The sequence below is a fragment of the Gilliamella sp. B2838 genome (assembly GCF_026536185.1).
Taxonomy (GTDB): domain Bacteria; phylum Pseudomonadota; class Gammaproteobacteria; order Enterobacterales; family Orbaceae; genus Gilliamella.
On record NZ_JAFNOO010000007.1, the window covers coordinates 43,279 to 64,539 of the forward strand.

At 34.4% G+C, this 21,261-nt stretch carries 19 protein-coding genes; 1 reads left to right on the forward strand and 18 read right to left on the reverse strand.

Going from position 1 to position 21,261, the window contains the following annotated elements; genetic code table 11:
- Positions 1–14: 14 nt before the first annotated feature.
- The 3 genes from moaE to moaC are packed head-to-tail and all read right to left on the reverse strand — an operon-like array spanning position 15 to position 1,203.
- Positions 15–458 carry a molybdopterin synthase catalytic subunit MoaE gene (gene moaE / locus J3U63_RS08640; RefSeq protein WP_267371284.1) on the reverse strand — a complete coding sequence of 148 codons (444 nt, stop codon included), beginning with the start codon at positions 456–458 and terminating at the stop codon, positions 15–17.
- 4 nt (positions 459–462) lie between these two features.
- Positions 463–708 (reverse strand): molybdopterin synthase sulfur carrier subunit, encoded by a 246-nt coding sequence (moaD, locus tag J3U63_RS08645; protein WP_267343980.1) that lies wholly within the window; start codon positions 706–708, stop codon positions 463–465.
- 18 nt (positions 709–726) lie between these two features.
- The gene (moaC, locus tag J3U63_RS08650; protein WP_267333609.1) at positions 727–1,203 is read right to left on the reverse strand and encodes a cyclic pyranopterin monophosphate synthase MoaC; all 477 of its coding nucleotides are present in this window, start codon (positions 1,201–1,203) and stop codon (positions 727–729) included.
- 223 nt (positions 1,204–1,426) lie between these two features.
- Here moaC and priA point away from each other — a divergent pair, with 223 nt between their 5' ends.
- The gene (gene priA, locus J3U63_RS08655) at positions 1,427–3,598 is read left to right on the forward strand and encodes a primosomal protein N' (protein ID WP_267371287.1); all 2,172 of its coding nucleotides are present in this window, start codon (positions 1,427–1,429) and stop codon (positions 3,596–3,598) included.
- Positions 3,599–3,653: 55 nt separating this feature from the next.
- Here the strand turns inward: priA and J3U63_RS08660 are convergent, their stop codons facing one another.
- The 15 genes from J3U63_RS08660 to J3U63_RS08730 form a co-directional block, all read right to left on the reverse strand.
- Complete coding sequence (locus J3U63_RS08660; RefSeq protein ID WP_267343983.1) at positions 3,654–3,959, reverse strand: ComEA family DNA-binding protein; 306 nt, start codon at positions 3,957–3,959, stop codon at positions 3,654–3,656.
- A 154-nt stretch (positions 3,960–4,113) separates the two neighbouring features.
- Positions 4,114–5,970 carry a SurA N-terminal domain-containing protein gene (locus J3U63_RS08665; RefSeq protein ID WP_267333612.1) on the reverse strand — a complete coding sequence of 619 codons (1,857 nt, stop codon included), beginning with the start codon at positions 5,968–5,970 and terminating at the stop codon, positions 4,114–4,116.
- A 134-nt stretch (positions 5,971–6,104) separates the two neighbouring features.
- Positions 6,105–8,540, reverse strand: a complete 2,436-nt coding sequence (lon, locus tag J3U63_RS08670; RefSeq protein ID WP_267371289.1) for an endopeptidase La — start codon at positions 8,538–8,540, stop codon at positions 6,105–6,107.
- Between the two features lie 195 nt (positions 8,541–8,735).
- On the reverse strand, positions 8,736–10,001 hold the full coding sequence (gene clpX, locus J3U63_RS08675; RefSeq protein ID WP_267333614.1) for an ATP-dependent protease ATP-binding subunit ClpX: 1,266 nt from the start codon (positions 9,999–10,001) through the stop codon (positions 8,736–8,738).
- Between the two features lie 21 nt (positions 10,002–10,022).
- Positions 10,023–10,625 (reverse strand): ATP-dependent Clp endopeptidase proteolytic subunit ClpP, encoded by a 603-nt coding sequence (gene clpP, locus J3U63_RS08680; RefSeq protein ID WP_304364024.1) that lies wholly within the window; start codon positions 10,623–10,625, stop codon positions 10,023–10,025.
- Between the two features lie 97 nt (positions 10,626–10,722).
- Positions 10,723–12,024 (reverse strand): trigger factor, encoded by a 1,302-nt coding sequence (gene tig / locus J3U63_RS08685; protein WP_267333615.1) that lies wholly within the window; start codon positions 12,022–12,024, stop codon positions 10,723–10,725.
- Between the two features lie 108 nt (positions 12,025–12,132).
- Positions 12,133–13,161, reverse strand: coding sequence for a UDP-3-O-(3-hydroxymyristoyl)glucosamine N-acyltransferase (gene lpxD, locus J3U63_RS08690; RefSeq protein WP_267333616.1), 1,029 nt, complete (start codon positions 13,159–13,161; stop codon positions 12,133–12,135).
- The gene (locus tag J3U63_RS08695) at positions 13,161–13,649 is read right to left on the reverse strand and encodes an OmpH family outer membrane protein (protein ID WP_267333617.1); all 489 of its coding nucleotides are present in this window, start codon (positions 13,647–13,649) and stop codon (positions 13,161–13,163) included. The genes lpxD and J3U63_RS08695 overlap by 1 nt, the downstream gene beginning before the upstream one ends.
- A gap of 39 nt (positions 13,650–13,688) precedes the next feature.
- Positions 13,689–16,112: an outer membrane protein assembly factor BamA gene (bamA, locus tag J3U63_RS08700; RefSeq protein ID WP_267371292.1), complete on the reverse strand. Its 2,424-nt coding sequence runs from the start codon at positions 16,110–16,112 to the stop codon at positions 13,689–13,691.
- Between the two features lie 25 nt (positions 16,113–16,137).
- On the reverse strand, positions 16,138–17,454 hold the full coding sequence (rseP, locus tag J3U63_RS08705; RefSeq protein WP_323849525.1) for an RIP metalloprotease RseP: 1,317 nt from the start codon (positions 17,452–17,454) through the stop codon (positions 16,138–16,140).
- A gap of 14 nt (positions 17,455–17,468) precedes the next feature.
- Entirely contained in the window at positions 17,469–18,311 is an 843-nt protein-coding gene (locus tag J3U63_RS08710) for a phosphatidate cytidylyltransferase (protein WP_267343987.1), read from the reverse strand.
- The gene (locus J3U63_RS08715; protein WP_267333620.1) at positions 18,305–19,036 is read right to left on the reverse strand and encodes an isoprenyl transferase; all 732 of its coding nucleotides are present in this window, start codon (positions 19,034–19,036) and stop codon (positions 18,305–18,307) included. Before J3U63_RS08715 ends, J3U63_RS08710 begins: the two co-directional genes overlap by 7 nt.
- Before the next feature lie 62 nt (positions 19,037–19,098).
- Entirely contained in the window at positions 19,099–19,728 is a 630-nt protein-coding gene (gene crp, locus J3U63_RS08720; protein WP_416379580.1) for a cAMP-activated global transcriptional regulator CRP, read from the reverse strand.
- Positions 19,729–19,817: 89 nt separating this feature from the next.
- On the reverse strand, positions 19,818–20,024 hold the full coding sequence (locus J3U63_RS08725; protein ID WP_065634209.1) for a YheU family protein: 207 nt from the start codon (positions 20,022–20,024) through the stop codon (positions 19,818–19,820).
- Positions 20,025–20,179: 155 nt separating this feature from the next.
- Entirely contained in the window at positions 20,180–21,241 is a 1,062-nt protein-coding gene (locus J3U63_RS08730) for a hypothetical protein (RefSeq protein WP_267343988.1), read from the reverse strand.
- Positions 21,242–21,261 lie beyond the last annotated feature (20 nt).

Here is a 21,261-nt window from a genome sequence, read left to right on the forward strand (position 1 = left end):
ATATTAAATGGAGATTAAAGCCATTTTTTCAATGCTTGTATATCAGAATTTTTAGGCTCGACCCAATTATCCCCATTACCTGTACGTTCTTTTTTCCAAAAAGGCGCTTGTGTTTTTAATACATCCATTATAAATTCAGCTGCAGCAAAAGCATCCGCACGATGGGCACTACTGACTCCGACAAAAACGATTTGTTCATTATTATTTATTTCACCTACTCGGTGAATCACGGCCACACGACTTAATTGCCAACGCTCACGAGCTTGATTAACAATTTGACGTAGTACTTTTTCTGTCATGCCAGAATAGTGTTCTAAAAAAAGGCTAAGAGGCAGCTCGTCAACTGAACGAACTTTACCTATAAATGTTACAACCGCACCGTCTTGCGATAGTTCTGATAACCAAGCACTTAATTTGTTGGCATCTATTTGCTCATCACCAACTTGAATGATATCCATATTTTCAGCCGCCTGTCACAGGAGGAAAAAAAGCGATTTCATCATCAGGTTGTATTATATAATCAAAATCGACCAATGATTGATTAACAGCACATAATACAGTTTTCTCTGTTAATGCCATTGACCATTTATTGCCTCGCTGACTTAATTTTTGTAAAAGGTCAGAAATCGACAATTGACTAACATCTAATAAGATACTTTCAACACCAATGAGCTCTCTTATTTGAGCAAAAAAAATAATTCTATTCATACTTTGACTATTTTAGTATTAGATAGCAAAATCACCCGATTTACCACCCGTTTTAGTTAATAATCTTACTTGAGTGATAACCATGTCTTTTTGTACAGCTTTACACATATCATATATCGTTAAAGCCGCTACAGATGCAGCAACCAATGCTTCCATTTCAACACCTGTTTGACCTTGCAATCGACATACGGACTCAATTCTAACACAAGAATTAACAATATCAGCTTCAATATTAACTTCAACTTTACTCAGTAAAAGCGGATGACAAAGGGGAATAAGTTCCCAAGTTTTTTTAGCGGCTTGAATACCTGCAATTCTAGCAGTGGCAAAAACGTCACCTTTGTGATGTTTACCTTCAATAATCATGTTTAATGTTGCTGAGTTCATCATAACCTGTGACTCAGCTCTTGCTTCCCGTGCCGTTATTTGTTTATTGGACACATCAACCATATGTGCATCACCATTATGATTAATATGTGAAAAGTTTTCTGGCATTTTGTATTCCTTAAAAAATATCACTAATTCTAATCTGCCAAGATAACAAATTTTATAAAACGATACCATATTTCGATCAATGGGTTACCATTTAAATTTTAAAGTTTAATCGCAAACTTATTAGATAAAATCCATAAAAAACAAATGATGTCAGCTAGCTTTTGCGAGTTATATAAAAACTCAGTACAATATTGACCTTGATTAATTTTACTTGTGACACTTAATGCTGATCGCTCATGTAGCCTTACCGGTACCGCTTTACCAACTTTATGACTATTGCTTAACTTCACCTGCTCAAGTGGGTATGCGGGTAACAGTCCCTTTTGGTAAACGTTTTGCTATAGGTATTATTGTTAAAATAGATCAGCAAACCGACATTGAAATTGAACACTTAAAATCAATTGTCTCAATAATTGACGAGCAACCGTTGTTCACAAATTCAATTTGGAAATTATTAAATTGGGCAGCTAATTACTATCATTATCCCATTGGCGAAGTTTTGTTTCACGCTATGCCTATTTTGTTACGCCAAGGTCGCAAAGCTTGCCAAGATGAAATTAAACAATGGCAACTGACGCAATTAGGTCAACATATTGATTTAAATACATTATCAAGAGCACCAAAACAAAAATTGTTATTATCTTTATTTAGAAATAATCAGTTGCATGATTCAGATTTAAGCTTAACTGTATATCATCAGTTACAAAAAAAACAATTGATTACCCAAATCAGTCAACAACCAAATAACATTCCATGGCAATCTAGTTTTTCAACTAATCGCAATACTATTGTATTAAATAACGAACAAATCCAAGCTATTAATACCATCAATCAACAAAATGATCATTTTTCAGTATTTTTGTTAGAAGGGATCACTGGATCAGGTAAAACGGAAGTTTATTTAAATGTCATTACTGGCATTTTAGCAAAAGGCAAGCAGGCTTTAGTATTAGTACCCGAAATTAGTTTAACGCCACAAACAATTAGACGTTTTGAACAACGCTTTAACGCACCGATCGATATTTTACATTCAGGATTAACCGATAAGCAACGGTTGAATGTTTGGTTAAGGAGTAAGAATGGTGAAAATGCCATTGTCGTTGGTACTCGCTCTTCAGTTTTTACACCGTTTAAAGACTTGGGCATAATTATTATTGATGAAGAACATGATAGCTCTTATAAACAACAAGAAGGATGGCGTTATAATGCAAGGGATTTAGCCATTATTCGTGCCAAATTCGATAATATCCCTATATTATTAGGTTCTGCAACACCGTCACTTGAAACCTTGAATAATGTCCAAAATCACCGTTATCAATTATTACAGTTAACTAAACGAGCAGGAAATGCACAACTAGCAAAACAATCTATCTTAGATATAAGAGGATTAGTCTTATCGGCTGGATTATCTCAACCCCTTATTGAACAAATAAAAAAACATCTAAACAATAACAATCAAGTCATGTTATTCTTAAATCGACGAGGTTTTTCACCTTTATTGATATGCCATGATTGTGGTTGGATTGCTGAGTGCCCACGTTGTGATAGACCGTATACCTTTCACCAACAGCAAAATAAACTCAGTTGCCATTATTGCGATACCCCAAGAGGGGTACCTAAACAATGCCCTAAATGCGGTTCAACGCACTTAGTACCCGTTGGATTTGGTACCGAACAACTTGAAAAACAATTAGCAATATTATTTCCAGAAATAAAAATTAGCCGAATTGATCGTGATACTGTATCTAAAAAAGGTGCACTCGATACATATTTACAAACTATTGAGCAAGGTGGTGCTCACATTTTAGTTGGTACCCAAATTTTAGCTAAAGGCCATCACTTTCCGAATGTTACTTTAGTTGGTATTGTTGATGTTGATGGTGCATTGTTTTCAAGTGATTTTCGCGCAACAGAGCGATTTGCACAAATCTATACGCAAGTATCTGGTAGAGCAGGACGTGAGGCCAAAGCAGGTGAAGTCATTTTACAAACCTATCATCCAGATCATCCTTTATTAAATATTTTGCTTCATCAAGGATATCAAGAGTTTGCCAAACAGACGTTGCTAGAGCGTCAAAAAACCTTATTACCACCATTTAGTTACCAGACATTAATTCGTGCAGCAGATCGTAATAATCAATATGCACCAGCATTTTTACAACGTATAGATGAGTGGTTAAAAATGCATTGTGACGATCCTGCTTTATGGTTACTTGGTCCAATGCCAGCAAATCAAGCCAAAAAAGCGGGGTACAACCGTTGGCAGTTATTAGTACAACATACTAATCGACAAAAGCTTCAAACTATTTTAGATCAATTAATTATAACAATAGAAAAATGGAATGAATCAAGCAAAGTTAGGTGGAGCATAGATGTTGATCCTATAGATAATTAATCGAAGCCATCTAGATAAACAGCCGACGAGGTTCTCAGTCGACTGCCTAATTACGTTATAATGCTATTTTACCAGCATTTTTATCCAATGTTGCTTGACCAATACCTGATACCTCTTTTAATTGTTCTACTGAAACAAAAGGCCCAAATTTTTCACGATACTCAACGATTTTTTTAGCTTTACTTGCGCCTATTCCTGTTAATACTTTTGTGAGTTCCTCTGCCGAAGCGGTATTGATATTGACTTGAGTGATTTGTTGCTGATCTTGTTTAGCTACTTCATTAGGTAACTTATCAGCTAAACTTACATTAGAAAACGCTAGACTCGATAATAAAAGACAGATTAGGGAAAATAGTTTCATTTGATTAACCTCTTAAATATAGTTATGCAATTAATATGCTTTATTACTATGTCATTGAATAAAACTATATGGCGTTAATCATTTAAAAAATGAGAAAAGTCACCTAAGTGACTTTTCTAAATTAAACAAATTTTCTGTAATTTTACGAACTACATCACAAATTTGCATCCGGCATTATTTCGATTTTAGCTTTAGAACGGATATCTTCAGCTAAATAATAATAGGTATTATTCATGAATAATGGTAATAATTCTGATGATATATCTTTCGATTCGCTAGGGGTATTAACACCCGTTAACACAACAACTGTTGCGCTTTTATCATTCAAATATTCTACGCCATACACGCGTTTAGATGTTGTTGAAGGTACCAGATCAAACACCATATTTATAACACGCGCATCGAGATCATTGTCATTACGATGTAGAGTATAATTTTTGGAAAATTGCACATTTGCCGAACTACCTTTATTATTTAATTGTTCCATTGTGCTATTAACAGTAGCTTGAAAACGACTATTGGCAATATCTTGATGTAATTTTTTATTAATTTCATCTTTAACTTCATCAAAAGGTGCAATACCTTCTGGTCGATAATCAACCACCTGAATGACAAAATCAGACAAATCTAAACCTTGTCCGACGGTTATCATTTCAGACACTTTACCTGTTACTTTACCATCAACTATCATTTCATCACTAAAAGCAACATCTCTAACTTCAGGATAACGTAAAATAGTTGATACATCATTAAAATAAGCCCAATCAGAATTAAATAGTGGTAAATCAGATTCTTTAGCAATCAATTCTAATGAATTAGGATTTTTGTTAACTGCAGCTTGGATTTTCTGTTCTACAGTTTCAAATGCATTTTTTATTTTCGAATTCTTAAGTTTTGATTCGATAATAGACTTAGCATAATCAAAATCCATTGCTTTAGCGGGTTGAATATCATCTAATTTGACAATAAGATATCCTTCATCAACAGCAATAGGATTAGATATTTGCCCTATTGTATCCAAGTGTGCATCTTTAAATGCCTGTGGTAAAGAATCATCATCAACAAACCAACCTAATGAACCATTTTTACCATATGGAGATGCATTATCTTGATTAACAGTTTTAGCAATACTTTCAAAATTGCTACCTGATGCTAATTCATTAACAATATCATCAGCCTCATGTTTATCTTTGATATAAATTACACTATAAGATTTTTTTGCAGGAAAAGTATAATCTTTAATATTGTTATTAAATTCTTGTTTTACCTCATCACCACTGACATGAATTTTTTTATTATATTGATATTCTTCATTTAAAATATAATTAAATTTCACTCTCTCTTTTTTATAAAATTCACTTTGGTGTTCGTCATAATATTTTTGCTCATCCTCTAACGTAATTTTCACATCATCGAGATTAACAATATTGGGATTAATCGCTGCTGTATAAATGGTTCGAGTTTGCTCCTTCAATTTAGAAATTTCTGAGTCCACAGGTAAAACAAAACTCGAATTGATTAGAGCGTCTATGACTTGTTGTTGTTGTAAAGATGATCTTATACCTTCACCATAAGTATCTGGTGTGTAACCATTGGCAGCTAAGAGGTCTAAATATTTTTCATTACTAAATTTACCATTGTCAAAAAATACTCTTTGCTGTCTTATAAACTCTTTTACTTGGTCATTACTTATATTTGCACCAAGTTGTTGAGAAAATTTATAGGCTAAATAGTTGGTAATTTCAGAATAAAATACGTTCCGACGAAGTTGTTTAATAAATGCAGGATCACCCATTGACGTTGAGGTAACTTCTTTTGCGCGTGCTTCAAATTCAGCTCGACTAATACCTTCTCCATCAACTTTTGCAATATATAGTGTAGCATCGTTAGCTTTGTTACTACCACCAAACCCAAAAAAACCAATCCCTGTAAATATAAAAGATAAAATAATGATTGCAAAAATAATCTTAACGACAATATTATTTGCCGCTTTACGGATTGTATCCATCATTTCTTGCTTTTCTCCATACACCTTAAGTTTTAATTTGGCAAGTATAGCATATTTAGTTAAATTGGCTATTATCGGAATTATCCGAGATAAAAAAAAAGATCAACATCAGTTGATCTTTTTAATTTTAAGGATGATTAATTCAATCGGGCATGTGTAGGAATTTTAGTTTTCACTACTTTTGTAGCCTTTTTTGAAGAGGGTTTTAATTTAATGTTTTTTTTCAGTGGTTCGATACCAAATGGATTATTTTGTAATGCAATGGTGATCACGTCATCAATCCATTGAACAGGTCTGATATCAACTTCTGATTTTACATTATCAGGTATTTCCTCTAAATCTTTAACATTATCCTTTGGTATAATTACTGTTTTAATGCCACCGCGATGTGCTGCCAGTAATTTCTCTTTTAGTCCACCAATAGGTAACACTTCACCACGTAAAGTTATTTCACCTGTCATGGCAACATCTGACCGGACAGGATTACCCGTTAGTGTCGAAATTAATGATGTACACATGGCAATACCAGCACTTGGTCCATCCTTTGGTGTCGCACCATCAGGAACATGTACATGTATATCGCGTTTTTCGTAAAAATCGCTATTAATACCTAATTTTTCTGATCGAGAACGTACCACCGTCAATGCCGTTTGGATAGACTCTTGCATAACATCACCTAACGAGCCTGTGTATGTTAGTTTTCCTTTACCAGGAACACTCACCGATTCAATTGTCAATAAATCACCACCAACTTCTGTCCAAGCAAGACCAATAACTTGCCCTACGCGATTTTCGTTGTCAGTTTTACCGTAATCAAACCGTTGAATACCTAAGAAATCCTTCAAATTATCTTGCGTAATAGTTACTTTTTTCAACTTACTGTTTAAGGCTAATTGCTTAACCACTTTACGGCAAATTTTGGCAATTTCTCGTTCTAAACTACGTACACCAGCCTCTCGAGTATAATAACGAATAATGCCGATAATCGCTGAATCATCAATCTCTATTTCTTTTGATTTTAATCCATTATTTTCAATCTGTTTCGAAATTAAATGCTGCTTTGCAATATTCAATTTTTCGTCTTCGGTATAGCCTGATAGACGAATGACTTCCATCCTATCTAATAAAGGAGCAGGAATATTCATTGAATTCGCCGTAGCAACAAACATCACATCCGACAAGTCATAATCAACTTCTAAGTAGTGATCACTAAATGCATTATTTTGTTCTGGATCAAGTACTTCTAATAATGCAGAAGCAGGATCACCCCGCATATCTGATGCCATTTTATCAATTTCATCAAGTAAAAATAACGGATTTTTGACACCGACCTTAACCATACGTTGTATCAATTTACCAGGCATAGAACCAATATAAGTACGTCTATGACCACGAATCTCGGCTTCGTCACGAACACCACCAAGAGCCATACGTACATATTGACGACCTGTTGCTTTAGCAATAGATTGACCTAACGATGTTTTACCTACCCCTGGAGGACCAACTAAACATAAAATTGGACCTTTGACCTTATTAACTCGTCCTTGTACGGCTAAGTACTCTAAAATACGGTCTTTAACTCGCTCTAAACCATAATGATCTTTATCCAAAACTTTCTGTGCTGCTTCAATATCTTTTTTGACTTTCGAACGTTTATGCCACGGAATCTGTATCATCCAGTCAATATAACCACGAACCACTGTTGCTTCAGCAGACATTGCCGGCATCATTTTGAGTTTATTAAGCTCCGCTAATGCTTTTTCGGTCGCTTCTTGAGGCATCTTTGCCTTAGTAATTTTCTCTTTTAGTTCTTCATATTCATCAGGTTTATTATCAATATCACCCAATTCTTTATGGATTGCTTTGATCTGTTCGTTAAGATAATACTCTTTTTGCGCTTTTTCCATTTGCTGTTTAACGCGCTGGCGGATATTTTTTTCAACTTGTAATAAATCAATTTCCGCTTCCATCAATGAGATAAGCAATTCAAAACGCTTTTCTAAATTAGCGGTAACAAGTAACTCTTGTTTTTGTTCAACTTTTAAAAATAGCGTAGCTGCAATTGAATCAGCAAGTTGAGAAGGCTCTTTGATTAATCGAATTGAATCGACAACTTCTTGTGTGACTTTTTTATTCAGTTTTGCATAATCATCAAAATTAGAAAGTACTACCCGCATTAAAGCTTCATTTAAATCACTATCTTTATTTTTTTCATGCAATGGTTGAATACTAGCAACGAAAAAATCATCTTCTTTTTGTTCAACAATATCAACAATTTTCGCTCTTTCGACGCCTTCAACTAATACTTTTACAGTGCCATCAGGCAGTTGAAGTAATTGCAAAATATTTGCTACAGTACCAATTTCATATAAATCATCAATCTCAGGATCATCTTGTGAAGGATTTTTTTGGGTTACAAGAAAAACTTGTTTGTCCATTTCCATTGCACTTTCAAGACAACGTATTGATTTATTACGACCAACAAAGAGAGGGATTACCATATGTGGAAAAACAACGACATCACGTAATGGTAAAATAGGCATAATCATTTGGTTAGTTTGTTTTGTTTTCATTTTATTCTCTCTAATAGTACAAAACCTATTATGTTGATATTGGGGTCGTTTTTAGATATTCAAGTCTATTATTTATGATTTAAATACATACTATTCCTGAAACATCTTGACAATATCTATACGATCTATACGTAATTATACCTAAACTATTTGAACTAATGCTTGTGAGCCAAAAACTAACAAGCATATCTAAAATTATGCTGAAAGCTCAACATTATCTCGGTATACTAAACTTGGTGTTTGAGACTGTTCAACTGTTTCTTTTTCAACTATCACTTTTTTAATATTTTTGTTTGATGGTAAGTCATACATAGTATCTAACAAAATATTTTCAACAATTGAACGCAAGCCTCGTGCTCCAGTTTTTCGTTTTAAAGCTTTAGTTGCAATAGCAGCTAATGCCTCTGGAGTGAATTCAAGTTCAACACCATCTAAATCAAAAAGTGTTTCAAACTGTTTTGTTAATGCATTTTTCGGTTCAGTCAATATACTAATTAAAGCCTCTTTATCCAGTTCAGACAATGTGCCAATCACTGGTAATCGTCCAATAAATTCTGGAATCAAACCAAATTTGACTAAATCTTCCGATTCGATTTGCGCCAATAATTCGGATTCTGTTGCTTTATTTTTAGTACTTTTAACATCAGCGCCAAAACCTATGCCGGTGTTAGTAGAAACTCGATTTTCGATAACTTTATCTAAACCACTAAATGCGCCACCACAAATGAATAAAATTTTAGAAGTATCAACTTGTAAAAATTCCTGCTGCGGATGTTTACGCCCACCTTTAGGTGGAACCGAAGCAATAGTTCCTTCAATAATTTTTAAAAGTGCTTGTTGAACGCCTTCACCAGATACATCTCGAGTGATAGATGGATTATCAGATTTTCGAGAAATCTTATCGATTTCATCAACATAAATAATTCCTCGTTGAGCTTTTTCAACATCATAGTCACAATTTTGTAATAACTTTTGAATGATATTTTCAACATCTTCACCGACATAACCAGCTTCAGTTAGCGTTGTTGCATCAGCCATAGCGAAAGGAACATCTAAAAAACGCGCTAACGTTTCAGCTAATAATGTTTTACCACTACCAGTTGGCCCAATTAATAGAATATTACTTTTACCTAATTCAACATCATTACGGCTAGCATGATTACGTAAGCGCTTATAGTGATTATAAACAGCAACGGATAAAACCTTTTTCGCTCGATCTTGACCAATCACATATTCATCAAGATGTTTTCGAATTTCATGTGGAGTTGGTAAAGGTTTGCTAATAAACTCTTCATGAGAAAGGAAGCTTTTAGTTTCTTCTTTTAAGATATCATTACATAATCCTATGCATTCGTTACAAATATAAATAGATGATGGACCAGCAATTAATTTACGAACTTCATGTTCACTTTTCCCACAAAAAGTACAATAGAGTAATTTTTCAGAACTTTCTTTATTCACTTTTACCACCTAATTTATTTATTATGATCGTTTACTGTATATGGCATCAACTAATCCATATTCAACTGCTTTTTCGGCAGACATAAAGTTATCACGATCGGTATCTTTTTCTATCACGCTGATATCTTGACCGGTATGCTTGGCTAAAATACTATTCAACCGACTTTTTACCTGTAAAATTTCCTGAGCATGAATTTGAATATCGGAAGCTTGTCCTTGAAAACCACCTAATGGTTGATGAATCATAACCCGAGCATTAGGTAAGCAATAACGTTTACCTTTAGTACCAGCAGTCAGTAGTAGTGACCCCATTGAACATGCTTGTCCCAAACAAATAGTGCTTACATCTGGTTTGATAAATTGCATTGTATCGTAAATAGCCATGCCTGCTGTGACGACACCGCCAGGTGAATTAATATATAAATAAATATCTTTTTCGGGATTTTCAGCTTCTAGAAATAACATCTGAGCAATAATTAAATTCGCCATATTATCTTCAACTTGACCAGTTAAAAATATAACGCGTTCTTTCAATAATCGTGAGTATATGTCGTAAGCTCTTTCTCCTCGCGAGCTTTGTTCAACAACCATTGGAATAACGCTCATATATGGTTCTAAAGGCATTTTCATCTCCTAATTAAACAAAATAGCCCAAACAGACAATCCTTATTTGGGCTCTAAAGTGATCTTTTTGATTAAATGAAACAGATAATAAAAAAAACTAAGCTACTTGTTGATTCATTAATTCAGAAAATGAGTAATTTTTATCTGTTACTTTAGCGCTAGCTAATAATAAATCAACAACTTGATCTTCTAATGCTACAGAACGAAGGTTATCCATAGCTTTTTTATCTTTATGATAATATTCTATGACTTCTTTTGGATCTTCATAAGCTGTTGCAATTTCATCAATTAATGATTTCACTCGTGTTTCATCAGCTTTAAGTTTATTACTTTCAATGATTTCACCAAATAGTAATCCCACCGATACGCGACGTTTCGCTTCTGCTTCAAAAAGTTCTTTAGGTAATTCCATTGCTTGTTTCACATTACCACCAAAGCGAGAGACTGCTTGTTGGCGTAATACATCAATTTCGCGCTCAATTAAGGCATTAGGAACATCAATTTCATTATTTTTAACTAAACCATCAATGACTTGAGCTTTTATTTTGTTACGAATAGTTGCATTAAGCTCACGTAACATATTTTTACGCACTTCTGCACGTAAACTTTCAACAGTACCATCAGCAATACCAAATCGTTTGATAACGTCTTTATTTAATTCAGGTAGTTCTAGCTCTTCAACTTTGTTTAAGGTCGCAGCAAAAACAGCCGGTTTACCTTTTAAGTTTTCAGCATGATAGTCTTGAGGGAAAGTGACGTTAATATCAAATTTATCACCAGCTTTATGACCAACAATTGCATCTTCAAAGCCAGGAATCATACGACCTTGACCTAAAACTAGAGTAAAATTATCCGCTTTTCCACCTTCAAATTCACTACCATCAACTTGACCAACAAAATCTAAAGTAACACGATTTTGTTCTTGTGCAGATTGATCTACCTCTTTCCAAGTGCCTTGTTGTTTACGTAAAGTCTCGATCATTGTATCAATATCAGCATCATTTACTTCAGCGACAGGTTTTTCAACTTCAATTTTATCTAAATCTTTAATTTTAACATCAGGATAAACTTCAAATTCAACCGTATAAGTATAATCTTGCCCTTCTTTAAACTGAGTAGGAGAATAAGTTGGTGCGCCAGCTGGATTGATTTTTTCTTGAATAATTGCATCAACAAAATTTCGTTGCATTAAATCACTTAATGCATCTTGTAAAATAGAAGCCCCATAACGCTGCTCAACAATTTTTAAAGGTACTTTTCCTTTACGAAAGCCATCAATACGTACTTTTTTTGCCGTATTAATGAGTTCTTTATCAACCGCTTTTTTAATGTCTTCTGCTTTAATTGTAATTGATAAACGTCGACCTAAACCCTGTGTTGTTTCTACCGAAACTTGCATCTTCATACCTCAAAATTATTAAATAATATCTGCTCAAAATTAGTTTAACTTAATAATTGAGCTAAAAAAATTGATAAAATAGGCAAGCATTATACCGACCGTAATCGCCTACGTCGAGACATTTAATAGTTTCTTCTCAAGCGCTTTCAAACGTTTATTCATTTCATCAATATGTAATACCAATGAAGCGGTTTTTCGCCATACTTTATTTTCTTGTAATGGGATCCCTGATGAGTAAACGCCAGGCTCTTTAATAGGGCGCATAACCATTCCCATTCCTGTTACGGTAACTTGATCACATATTTCCATATGCCCGTTAATGACGCTCGCTCCACCAATCATACAGTGACGACCAATAGTTAAACTTCCCGCCATAATAACGCCACCAGCGACCGCAGTATGATCACCGATTACATCATTATGCGCAATTTGGCATTGGTTATCGATAATCACGCCATCACCAATTACTGTATCATCAAGTGCACCACGATCAATTGTTGTTGAAGCACCAATTTCTACATTGTTACCAATGATAACCCGACCTAATTGTGGGATTTTAATCCATTTACCGCGATCATTAGCGTATCCAAATCCATCTGCACCAATGACGGTACCGGATTGAATTAAACAATTATCACCAATTATACAATTATGATATACAGAGATATTAGCCCATAATTTTGTCCCTGAGCCAATCGTCGTATTTTTTCCTATAAAACAACCAGGACCAATAATGCAATTATCACCAAGTACAACACCACTTTCGATAACAGCATTTGCGCCAATCGAAATATTAGTACCTAATTTTGCTGTTGGATCTATTACAGCAGTCGTTGCTATACCTTCAGCGGGTACAGGTGTACTGTCAAGTAACTGAGCTAATTTTGCATAAGCGAGATAGGGATTTTTGACAATTAGAGCAGCACCCTTCCAATATTCAAGACTATCCTCTGTCATCACAACAGCAGAAGCTTTGCATTCTAATAAGTTACTTTGCAATTTTTTATCAGACAAAAAAGTAATTTGTCCTGATTTTGCACTTTGCATTGAAGCAATACCGGTGATGGATAATTCACCATCACCATGTAACTTCGCATCAAGCTGTTGAGCTAGTTGTTTTAAACAAAAAGCTGACATTATTTACTAACCTTTTCCAATACTTTATTTGTGATATCTACAGCATCTGATGCTGATAATGTCGCTTCAGCTTTTAAAATGATATCGTACTTTTCAGTAGTAACAATGTCTTTAACCGCTTCTTGAATTTTAGTTAATAATTTGCCGGCTTCTTCTGTTTCACGTTTACGATAATCAGCTGAAAATGCTTTAGCTTTGTTTTCAAAATCAGAAATTGTTTTGTTTAATTTAGTTTTTTCAGAAGCAGATAAAGTCAGACCATCTTTTTTGAGACGAGCAGCAGCATCTCCTGCTTTCTTTTCTTCGTCTTGCAGAGATTTAGCTCTTGCTTCAAATTCCTTATCTAATGCTTTACCTACTGTTTCTCGTTGTGGCATTTTTTGTAAAACTGACATAACATCAACCACACCAATTTTCACTTCTGCATTTGCCATACCTGTAAACAATAATGCAGCACTTATACCTAGAACTGAAATAATTTTTTTCACTTTTATCACCTATGTCTATTTATTAATTTTGACATGGCATTACCATGTCGATCCTATATTAAACTGGAACTGTTGAGCCGAGTCTCCATTATATTTTTTAAACGGCTGTGCATAAGAAAAGACTAATGGTCCTAAAGGGGACATCCATTGCACAGCTAAACCCGCTGACATTCTTATATCAGATGGAGAGCTATAATCCGGAATATTATGTCCTTTAAAGTCCCATTCGGTATCCCATACTGTACCAGCATCAAAAAATACAGAGGTACGAACATTATCTACATATTTTTCACCAATGAATGGTGTTGGCACTATTAATTCAGTACTAGCAAAAGCAATAGCATTACCACCAACCGCATCTTTAGACCTTGTACATGTACTTGTATCATCTAAACCACTACAGCCTTTACTGTTATTGAAATATACAGCCTTAGGACCAACGGTATTTGATTTAAAACCACGAAGTACTGTTGAACCACCAGCATAGAAGTTCTCATAAAATGGTAATTCTTTACCGCCAAGACCATTACCATAACCTAAACGGCCACGAGTTAAAAAGACCCAATGATGTTCAGAATCAAATGGTAAATAATACGATGCATCAGTAACTAGCTTGTAAAAACGGTTATCAAATACTGGTGCAGAAATTTTAGCGTTAGCCGTCACTTTTAAACCATCGGTCGGGAAGAAACCACGATCTAACGAATTATAAGTCCAATACGCATTTAATAATAAGTCATTGGTATCAAACGATATAGAATGTTTGTCTTTTGTTTTTTCACCCATTTTATCAAAATATCGCCACATACCATATTGGGCTTTCATATCTGATAATTTATGATTTGCGTATTCGGTACCAAAACGAACAAAATTGTTCTCACTAATTGGAAAACCTAAATTAGCTGCGGCTCCCCATGTTTTACTCGAATATTCTGATTCATCTTTATCATCATCAGCTTTATAGGTATTATAATAAATACTTCCACCTAAACTAACACCATCCACCGTAAAATATGGGTCAACAATTGAGATAGATGCAGTTTTGTCAGTATCTGTAGTATTCACATCAAACGATACACTGTTACCTGTACCTAACCAGTTATCTTGTGAAATACCAGCATTGAAACTTATTCCACTATCTGAGCCAATACCAACACCAAATTTGATACTACCCGTATTGCGTTCACTCACTTTATAAATGATATCAACTTGATCATCAACGCCCGGAACGCGTTCAGTGTTTGCTTCGACTGTATCAAAAAAGCCAAGTCGATTTAATCGATCTTTACCTAGTTCCACTAAACCGTTACTTAACCAAGCCCCTTCCATTTGACGAAGTTCACGACGAACAACACTCTCACTAGTAACAGTGTTACCAACGATTTTAATATTACGAACATAATAACGTTGGCCTACATCAACCATGACAGTTAATTTGACCTGATGGTTGGCATCATCCATCTCTGGTTGGATAGCCACTCGGGGATAAGCATAACCAAAATTAGCAAGTAAACGTTTAATGTTATCTTCAACATCGGTAATTTTTTTGCCGTTATACAGCTCACCAATTGTTACGTTTTCTTTTGCTATTTTAGCAATAGCATCTTTATGACCAGCGAAATTGCCTTTAAAATCAAGGCCTGATAGTTTGTACTGCTCACCTTCATGAATATTAATGGTGACGTAAATGCCTTTTTTATCTGGCGTTAAACTTACTTGAGTTGATTCAATATTAAATCGAGCATATCCACGATTGAGGTAAAAACTTTGTAATTCATCTAGATCGTTAGCTAATTTTTGTTTTTGATATTTACGATCACCAAGCATATTCCACCAAGGAACTTCATCTCGCAAAGAAAAACGGGCAATAAGCTCTTCAGAAGAAAAAGCTTTCGCACCGACAATATTGATTTGATCGATTAATGCGGATTTTCCTTCTGCAATAACTAATTTCAGATCAACACGATTTCGAGATAATGGTGTAACAACAGCTTTGATTTTTGCGTTATATTTACCGACACTATAGTAAAAGTCTTCTAGCCCTTTTTCTATTCCTGAAAGCATTGTACGATCCAACGCTTCACCTTCTCGAATTCCAGAACTATCTAAATTCTTTTTTAACATGTCATCTTTGACTGATTTATTACCAGAAAAAGTAATACTTGCAATAGTTGGCCGTTCTTGAACATGAACAATTAATCGATCACCATCACGAGAAACACTAATGTTTTCAAAATTGCCACTCGCATAAAGTGATTTGATGATACGCCCTAGATCGGCCTCATTCACATAATCACCAACTTGAACAGGCATTTCAAGCAATGCCGCTCCCGGAGTAACCCGTTGTAATCCTTCGAATTTAATATCCTTTACCACAAAATCATCAACACAAAATGCGTTAGAACTGTATACCGCTGTGGTACTAAACAGCAAAGATGCTATAAGTAATTTATTTATTTTCATTGTAAATGTTTATAACCTCATCCCATCACAATCGTAAAACATCATTAAATAGTGCAATTCCCATTATTACCATTAATAATAAAAACCCTATACGAAATAATCGTTCCTGAGTTATATTAGATAAAGCTTTTCCCTTAATCTTTTCACATAATAATAAGACAAGGTGACCGCCATCTAGCATTGGTAATGGAACAAGATTGATAACCCCCAAACTTACACTGATAAAAGCAAGAAAGTATAAGTAAGGTGTGAAACCATAACTTGCTGTTTGCCCTGCGCTTTTTGCTATCGTTATTGGTCCAGATAAATGCTTAAGCCCAATAACACCTGTCACTAGCTGATAAAGTGAACCTACAGTTAATTTTGTTGTTAATACTGTTTGCTCAATGCCTTTACCTAATCCTTCAAAAAAACCATACTGCTTAACTACCGCGTTTGAAGAAGGATATAAACCCGCTACACCCTCTCCATTTTTTTGAATGGTCGGTGTAAGAAGCAGTTCAACATCATGATTCTTCCGTTCGACCTTCAATGTTAGTTTATTTGCTTTTTTTATCTCAGCTGAAAAATCATCCCAATTAGTATAAAGTTTATTATTATAACTGATAATTTTATCACCAATTTGTAATCCTGCTTTTTCTGCTGCAGATTCTGGCACAATTTTACTCACAATTGGATAAATTTCCAACGCTTTAGGAATAAAACCAAATGTTGTAATTGCTGATTCTTTCTCTACATCAAATCGCCAATGGCTAATATCGACAGTTTTTCTAATTTCGTCTGTACTATTTTTGGTTGATACTAAGTAAATTAAAGACACATTATGTTGCCCCATAACCGACATCAGAGCTAGATTTACATCATTCCAACTGTCTATCTGAATATCATTTACTTTTTTCAACTCTGCATCGACCGGTAGATTTATTGTCGATGCTGGCGTATTGGGTATCGTTTCTTTAATTTTGACAGGATAAACTGTCACACCAAGTAAAAAAATACCCCAATAAATTACTGCCGCTAGAACAAAATTAGCTATAGGACCTGCAAATACGATTGCAGCTCTTTGCCATAGTTTTTTATTATCAAAAGCCGAGCTTTTATCAATGGTTGCTAATTCTTTCGATCTTCCATCTAGCATTCTAACATAACCACCAAGAGGAATCATAGCAATAACCAATTCAGTTCCACTTGAAAATTTATGCGACCATATTTTTTTTCCAAATCCAATGGAAAAACATTCAACACGAACTCCACATAAACGAGCTACAAAAAAGTGGCCGAATTCATGTATAGTCACTAATATACTGATAGTAATGATAAATAACAACAGTGACCAAAGCAAAATCTATAACCTTTTTATAGTAAATGCAAAGATAATACAGTAAAAATAGGCACCGCAGCTGTTAAACTATCTATTCGATCTAAAAGACCACCATGACCAGGTATCAGATTGCCACTATCTTTTATACCTGCTTCTCGTTTAAACATACTTTCAGTGAGATCACCTAATACTGAAACCAAAATTGCCAATAATGAACTAATAAAAAATACATTAAATTTAATATTAATAAGATTCGAAAAATAAGCAAGAACACTAATAACCACTGCCAGACTTACTCCACCAATAAATCCTTCTACTGTTTTACCGGGTGAAACTTTTGGTGCCAATTTTCTTTTTCCAAAACTTCGTCCAGCAAAATATGCGCCTGTATCGGTAGCCCATACAAGAACAAATACATATAACAACAAAGTCGCTCCTGTATAACAATTTGAACTATAATTGACCGACCTTAACCCCACCATACCAAGGAAAAAAGGCACTAATGTAAAAAAAGCAAACAGTAATTTTAATGTAATTGAATTAAACCAATAATGTGCAGTTTTGGGATAAGTCATAACTAAAATCAGTGCAATTAACCACCAAATAATGGATAATGATAATATTACGCTATAGAGTGTTATTTTTAATTCAATTGGAATTGGAATAAAATAAAGTACAGCCAATATCACTACAATTAGAAGAGCAAATAACAATTTATTTTGTTGGTTAGTAATATGTAAGAATTGAGCCCACTCCCATGCAGCGATACCACCAATTATCATCATAATAACAACAAAAACGGATAATGGAGCAAAAAAAAGTATAATTAACACAAGTGGAATGAGCGCAATTGCAGCCAATAATCGTTGAATTAACATGAATGTTCCTCTGCTTGAATACCACCAAAACGTCGTTCTCGGGTATTAAAAACATCAATTGCTTTATCAAATAAAGCTTGATCAAAATCCGGCCATAAAACATCAGTAAAATAAAATTCTGAATATGCTATTTGCCATAACAAAAAATTACTAATTCGATACTCACCGCCAGTGCGAATAACGAGATCGACATCGGGTAATTCGTTCATACTTATTTGTGAAGCAAAGTATGTTTCGGTAATATCATCTAAAGTGATTTTTCCATCTAAAACATGTTTAACCATTTTTTTCGTTGATTGAATAATATCCCATCGCCCACCATAATTAGCTGCAATATTCAATACTAACCCAGAATTGTCTTTTGTTAGTTGTTCCGCTTTAATGATCATAGTTTGCAATCGTTCATTAAATTGCGAAATATCACCAATAATATTTAACTTCACATTATTATTATGCAGACTTTTCATTTCACGATTTAACGCGTAAATAAAAAGTGAAAGTAATGCTGAAACTTCATTTTGAGGACGCTTCCAATTTTCACTACTAAATGCATATAAAGTCAAAGCTCTAACACCTAAGGTTGATGCATAACTGACAATTTTACGAACAGCTTTTAAACCAGCCCTATGCCCAACTGCGCGTAACTGCTCTCGTTGTTGGGCCCAACGACCATTACCGTCCATAATAATTGCTACATGATTGGGAATAGATCTTTGTTGAATCATGAGACATGCCAATCCATATATAGCTTTTTATAAATGTTTTGATCAAATATAGCCATCATCAATTAACGGGTTCCATAAACCACAATGGTTTTACCATGTGCTGAAATTAAATGTTGGTCTTCTAGCATTTTTAAAATTCGACCAACAGTTTCACGCGAACAGCCAACAATTTGACCTATTTCTTGACGGGTAATTTTGATTTGCATACCATCGGGATGAGTCATTGCATCGGGTTGTTTGGCTAGATTTAATAGCGTTTGCGCAATGCGACCAGCAACATCTAGAAAGGCTAAATTACTCACTTTTTCTGATGTTACTTGTAAACGGCTTGCCATTTGACTTGCAAGTCGCATTAAAATATCAGGATTGACTTGAACAAGTTGCTTAAATTTTTTGTAAGAAATTTCGGCCACTTCACAACTTGTTTTAGCTTTAACCCAAGCGCTTCGTTCTGTACCTTCTTCAAACAAACCTAATTCGCCCAAAAATTGATTTTGATTCAAATAAGATAAAATCATCTCATTGCCTTCATCATCTTTAATTAATACCGCAACAGAGCCTTTTACAATGTAATAGAGAGTTTCTGCTTTTTCGCCTTGATGAATGAGAGTGCTTTTGGCGGGATACTTATGAATATGACAATGCGATAAAAACCATTCTAATGTTGTATCCGTGTGCTGTTTACCAATCATTATTCCTTCCTCTCAATCCAATTTCCAATTTACACACTATAACAAAGTTGAGCGATAAATTATATACTAAGCTATAAGGAATTTAGTGATTATTTAACAAGCTTGATGTCGATCGTTTGGTGCAGTTCAGACCAAAAAATTGCCGCTTTTCCCGCAATCAATTGAGATTTAACATTATCTACTTTTTCTATAAGTGATATTTCTTGCAAACCGTAATCCGTACCTTCACGTAACACAAAATATTCAATTAAATTATTCAGCGTATTTGAATCTAGTTCTTGCCAAGGAATGATCATAATATTATCAAATAAGTGATTGTGATATTTATTCTATAATAGAAATAGCATGCTATAAAGATAGTAACTTACAAAAAACTAATAAAAAAACCACTCATAAGAGTGGTTTTTAATCTGTTAAAAAACAGAACTATATTAATTCAATACGAATAATATTATCTGTCTGTTGCAACTTTCAACAAGTAACCTTGCGCACCAGCTTTGTATTTAGTGTTATAAAGCTCATTATTATTCTTGGCACCGTCTTCACTACCTAAATAGATTGTATCATTCGTACCTGTTGTAGTAGTGGTTCCGGTTAAAGCTTCAGTAGTTACAGCATCCTGATAATCAGCTGTTGCTGCTGGATCATTAGATAGCGTCCAAGTGTATGTATACGAAGATGTTTTCACTAACTCACCTGCATCAGGAATATTGTTTTTGTTTGCGTCGTCCCATACTACAGCACCATATTTTTCGCCATATTTAGGTGTTGGTGCATCGCCTGTCGCAGGTTTAACTGTATAGTTAACAGTTAAATCTAAACTACCGTCAGTACCATATTTGAAAATACCAACTCTATAGCCATCATCGATAATAGGACCTTTACTAGGAGGGGTATCACCAGGACCATGTTTTTCCTCTGAAGGTTTTGTTGGCTGATTATTATCAACTTCAGGTGGCACTTTTGACCAGATATCAGATACGTTCAACCATTTATTCGTATTTGGTAAACCAAATTCTGTCTGTTCTTGTAAGGTGAAACCAATTTCATCAGCACCACTAAATTCACTATTGATCTTGAATATAATTGTACCTTCAGACACACCATTTACATTTTTTGTTGCTGTTGATGTTAAACCTTCAAGTGTATTGATTTTTTTCCAATCACCAAAATTACCAGTAGCATCTTTTTGTCTGACGAAAAAAGTAACTGTTTTTTCAATGTTTTTATTATCAACATCACCATCTTTATCTTTCAAATTATATGAAATTTTAAAATACTGACCAACTTTAACCTGATCTGTATCTGCAATTGGTGTTAGACCTGCGGCATCAGTTGTAATTGTTAAGGACACAGTATGATCTACATCCGCACTTGTCTTTGAAAGTATTGGCGCATTACCGTGAATTGGCGCTGATGTCTCTGCTGTTAGTACAGCAGCAAATGCACTACTTGAAGCATAACCAGCTAATAATAAGCCGAATGCGACTTTTTTTAACGTTAAATTTTTCATGTTTAACTTCCTATTTTATT